We start from the raw sequence: 4,836 nt of genomic DNA, 5'->3' as shown, positions 1-4,836 counted from the left end.
CGATGCCGGGGTCGCCCCCGCGCCGTATCTGAACAGCTTCAGATGCCGGCGGCCGAGCAGGAACCCCACGCCGCTCACCACCGCACCGGCAGTTCGGCCAGCCCACCGGTGAGCGCATGCTGACGCATCCTCAGTTCCCCCGGTTCCACGGCGAGTTCCAGCGTCGGGAAGCGTGTCACCAACTCCCGCAGCACTACCCCGAGTTCGATCCGCGCCAGCGGCGCCCCCGGGCAGTACCGGCCGCCGTGTCCGAACGTGACGTGTCCCGCCGCCCGGCGTGTGATGTCGAGCCGGTGCGGGTCGGGAAAGACGCAAGGGTCGTGGTTGGCGGCGCTGTTGGCGAGCAGGACGAGGTCACCGGCGCGGACGGTCGTCCCGTCGATGTCCAGGTCCTCGCGCGCGTACCGGGGAATGCCGCCGCCGGTCCCCTTAGCCGATGCGCGCAGCAGTTCCTCGACCGCGCCGGGGATCAGCGAGGGGTCGTCCACGAGGGCCCGCCACTGCTCGGGGTTCGCGAGCAACAGCAGGACGCCCAGGCCGATATGGACGACGGTCGTCTCGTGCCCGGCGAACAGCAGGGCCATGGACAGCCCGGCGATCTCGTCGTCCGGGACGCCTTCGGTCGCGACCAGCCGGGAGATCACGTCGTCGCCGGGTTCGGCGCGCTTGCGGGCGACCAACTCGCGGCCGTACCCGAAGAGTTCGAGCATGCCCCGCTCGCAGTTCGCCGGGTCGCCGAGGGTGGCGGCGGCGTCGGTCCAGGCGCGGAAGCGGTCGCGGTCCTCGTAGGGGACGCCGAGGAGTTCGCAGATGACGAGGATCGGCAGCGGGACGGCGAGTGCGGTGTGCAGGTCGGCCGGGGGGCCGTGTTCGGCGAGGTTGTCGAGGAGCCGCGCGGTGAGGGTCTCGACGCGGGGTGTGAGGTCCCGCATGATCCGGGGGGCGAAGTGCGGGCGCAGCAGGGAGCGGATGCGGGCGTGGTCGGCGGCCTCTGTGGCGAAGTCGCCGAGCAGGCCGTTGAAGAGGGTCTCGTCCGTGCGGGCGGCGGTCTCGGGGGTGGGGTGGGTGCGGCCGAGCCGGTCGTCGTCGAGCAGGTTCCGGACGTGTTTGTGGCCGGTGACCAGCCAGGCCGGGTCGCCCATCGCCGTACGGACCCGGTGGACCGTTCCGCGCTCCTGGAGTTCGCGCAGCCCGGTCGCCATGCGCAGCGGATCCCCTTGTTCGAAGGGGAGTCGGGTCTCGGCGGTCATGCGAGGGGGCGCCGGGCGACGACCAGGAGGTAGCCGAGCAGGGCGGGGTCGATCACGGCCTGCGGGTCGAAGTAGCAGCGGGCTTCGGTGTCGTCGGGCGGGATGTCCAACGCCCGTGCGCGTTCGGCGAGTTCGGTGAACGACCGGGGGACGGTCTCGTCGGTGATGTCCAGCATCTCCACGAACTCCAGTCCCGCCGCCCGCAGCAGGGCCGGGTAGTCGTCGAGCCGCGCGCTGGTCGAGCCCATCGTCTCGTGCAGGGCGCGGGCGCCGTCGGAGGGTGCGGGGCGGCGGAAGAAGTCGGTGAGGACGACCCGCCCGCCGGGGCGCAGGACGCGCCTCAACTCCCGTAGGACGTGGGAGCGGTCGGGCATGTGCGGCATGGATTCGAGGGCGAAGGCCGCGTCGAACGACGCGTCGCCGTACGGCAGTTGCATGGCGTCCGCCTGCTCGAAGGCGACCTGCCCCGGGGAGCGGGTGGCCAACTGCTGGGCGCGGACGACCTGTTCGCCGCTGACCGAGATGCCGATGACCTCCGCGCCGGTCCGGTGCGCGATCCGTACCGCCGGGGCGCCCACCCCGCAGCCGACGTCCAGGAGCCGGGAGCCGGGGCCGATGCGCAGGCGGTCGGTCATGACGTCGGTGAGCCGGTCCGTGGCCTCGTCGTAGGTGAGCGTGCTGTCCGGGGTGTCCCAGTAGCCGAGGTGGGCGTTGAAGCCGTCGCCTCCGATGAGGTCGGCGGCGAGCAGCGTCATGCGGTCGTACATCCGGCCGACGTCCTCGGCCACGGGTGCGGGGGTCGTCACGGGGTCTGTCGTCATCGGGTCCTCCTCGGGTGCTGGAACTCTGTCTCCGTGGGTCCTCGCACGAAACGCTTCCCGCCGGGAGAGGCACCGTTCGAGGGAAATGCTGACGCCGTACGGGTACTTCGCGGAGGGCGGGCGGCGCGCGAGCGGGGAACGTCCCGTCACCCACGCGAAAGAGGTCCCGATGCCCGAGCCGCTCGACTACCCCTTCAACGAAGGGCACAGCCTGGAACTGTCCTGCCGCTACGAGGAGGCGCTCGCGGACGACGGGCTGCGGCGCGTCCGGCTGCCGTACGGCGATCCGGCGTGGCTCGCCACCCGGTACGCGGACGTCCGCGGCGTGCTCGGCGACTCCCGCTTCAGCCGCGCCGCCTGCGCCGTCAACGACGAACCCCGTGAGGCCGAACTCCAGGTCAACCAGGGGATGATGGCGATGGACCCGCCGGACCACAGCCGGCTGCGGCGGCTGCTGTCGAAGGCGTTCACCGTGCAGCGCATCGAGCGGATGCGGCCTGAGGTACGGGAGTTGACGGAGCGTCTGCTCGCGGACATGGTCGCCGCCGGTCCGCCCGCCGACCTCGTGGAGTCCCTCGCGCTGCCGCTGCCCGTCATCGTGATCTGCCGGATGCTCGGCGTGCCCGAGGCCGACCAGCAGCTGTTCCGTACGTGGAGCGAGAACACGGTGTCGAGCGCGGTCGGCGCGCGGGAGGCCGAGGCCAGCCGTCAGGACTTCCACGCCTACGTGTCCGGCCTCGTCGCCGAACGCCGGGAGCGGCCCGGGGACGATCTGATGTCGGCGCTGATCGAGGCGCGGGACCACGAAGACCGGTTGTCCGAGGCCGAGTTGTTCGAGCAGTGCGTGGGGCTGCTGATCGCGGGCCACGAGACGACGGCCACGTCGGTGCCGAATTTCCTCTACACGCTCTTCCAACACCCCGATCAGCTGCGGCGGTTGCGCGAGGACCCCGAGCTGATCCCGTCCGCCGTCGAGGAGTTGCTCCGGTACGTCCCGTTGCGCACCGGCGCGCTCGCCGCCCGCTGGGCCACCGAGGACGTCCGGGTCGGCGGCACGCTGGTCCGCGAGGGCGAGCCGGTGGTCGTCTCCGTCGGGGCGGCGAACCGGGACGCGCGGCGGTTCGCCGAGCCCGGTGTCCTCGACCTCGGCCGGACGGGGAACCGGCATGTGGCGTTCGGGTACGGCGTCCACTACTGTCCCGGCTCGGCGCTGGCCCGGCTGGAGATCCAGGAGGCGTTGCGGGCCCTGCTGTCGGGGTTGCCGGGGCTGCGGCTCGCGGGGGACGTGGAGTGGAAGTCGCGGATGTCGTTGAGGGGGGTGCGGCGGATGCCGGTGGAGTGGTGAGCGGAGGGGAGTGAGGGCCGGGTGCGACGTACGGATCACTTCGGGTCCGCGTATTCCTGGCGGTTTTCCGGCAGTTCGGCACTCCCCGGCTCTTCCCTCTTCTCCTCCCTCCGCACCGGCCGCTCCCGCAGGGACATCGGTAGCGAGCGCGGTGTGGAGGAGAGCCGGGGAGCCATCCGGGTGTGTGCCCCCGGGAGCGGGTCGAGTTGCCAGCGGGCTGTGATCGACGCGAGGGCGAGGGTGGCCTCGGTGAGGGCGAAGACTTCGCCGATGCACTTGCGGGCGCCGCTGCCGAAGGGCGTGAACACCCCGCGCGGTGGCCGTCCTTCGCCCTCGCGCCAGCGGTCGGGGGCGAAGCGCTCGGGCTCGGGGAAGAGGTCGGCGCGGTGGTGCACGATGTGCGGGCTGTAGATGACGATCGAGCCGGCCGGGAGCCGGTGGCCCGCCAACTCGGCCGCCTTGGTGGTGACTCGGGTGAAGAGCCAGCCCGGCGGGTACAGGCGCAGCGTCTCCATGACGACCCTGCGCGTCACGTCGAGGCGGGGGATGTCGTCGTGCCCGGCGACCCGTCCGGCGAGGACGGTGTCGACCTCGGTGTGCAACTCCTCCCGGACGTGCGGGTGTTGGCCGAGGAGGTACAGCGCCCACGACAGCAGGGGTGCGGTGGTCTCGCTGCCGCCGAGGTAGAACGTGAAGACCTGGTCGTGGAGTTCGTCCTCGGTGAGGGCGTTCCCGTCGTCGTCGCGGACCGCGAGCAGGATGGACAGCAGGTCGCCGTGGTCGACGCCGGCGCGCCGGTAGTCGTCGGTGAGCTGCGCGACGTACTGCCGCAGGCGTGAACGGGCCCTGACGAAGCGGCGGTTGCCGGGTGTCGGCAGCCGGTTCAGGACCGGCCACGGCAGCAGCATCCGGCGCATCATGCCGGTCAGCATGTCGTGCATGCACTGCCGCAGTTCCTGGAACGTCTTGTCGTCGAGTTCGGCGGCGAACAGGGTGCGGGTGGCGAGGTTCGCGGTGAGTTCGTTCATCGTCGCGAGGACGTCGAGTTCACGGCCCTCGGTCCAGCCCTGGAGCATCGCGGTGATCTCCGAGGTCATCACCCGCGCGTAGCCGGGGAGGCGTTCGCGGTGGAACGCGGGCTGGAGCAGCCGGCGTTGGCGCCGGTGGTCCCGGTGCGGGCAGGTCGCGAGACCGTTCCCGGCGACGGTCCGTACGAGGTCGAAGATCGCGCCGCCCTTGTCGTACGTCCGGTCGTCAACCAGCACTTGATGCACCAGGTCGGGGTCGCACAGCACGTGGAAGGGAACGGGGCCGAGCTTGATCCGGACGAGGTCGCCGTGCGCGGGCAGGGACGCGAGGAAGTCGAGGGGGTGTCTGCCGAGGGGGAGCGCGTGCCCGAGGACGGGGAGCGCGCCGGGGG

General features: G+C 71.8%; 4 protein-coding genes. 1 reads left to right on the top strand and 3 read right to left on the bottom strand.

The features are described 5' to 3' along the window. Window positions 1–74: 74 nt before the first annotated feature. Both AOK24_RS05180 and AOK24_RS05175 read right to left on the bottom strand, forming a co-directional pair. A complete protein-coding gene (locus AOK24_RS05180) occupies window positions 75–1,250 on the bottom strand; it encodes a cytochrome P450 (protein WP_055718868.1) in 1,176 nt (391 codons plus the stop codon). Further along, window positions 1,247–2,071, bottom strand: a complete 825-nt coding sequence (locus tag AOK24_RS05175; RefSeq protein ID WP_055718867.1) for a class I SAM-dependent methyltransferase — start codon at window positions 2,069–2,071, stop codon at window positions 1,247–1,249. Before AOK24_RS05175 ends, AOK24_RS05180 begins: the two co-directional genes overlap by 4 nt. A gap of 169 nt (window positions 2,072–2,240) precedes the next feature. On the opposite strand from AOK24_RS05175, the gene AOK24_RS05170 reads away from it, so the two are divergent. Then, window positions 2,241–3,416: a cytochrome P450 gene (locus AOK24_RS05170; RefSeq protein WP_055718869.1), complete on the top strand. Its 1,176-nt coding sequence runs from the start codon at window positions 2,241–2,243 to the stop codon at window positions 3,414–3,416. A gap of 35 nt (window positions 3,417–3,451) precedes the next feature. Here the strand turns inward: AOK24_RS05170 and AOK24_RS05165 are convergent. Further along, on the bottom strand, window positions 3,452–4,836 hold a 1,385-nt coding region (locus AOK24_RS05165; RefSeq protein ID WP_063799396.1), incomplete at its 5' end, for a cytochrome P450.

This window comes from Streptomyces niveiscabiei (assembly GCF_001419795.1).
Taxonomy (GTDB): domain Bacteria; phylum Actinomycetota; class Actinomycetes; order Streptomycetales; family Streptomycetaceae; genus Streptomyces; species Streptomyces niveiscabiei.
The sequence above is the reverse complement of the archived record's forward strand: the minus strand, read 5'-3'. Positions and strand labels throughout refer to the sequence as shown.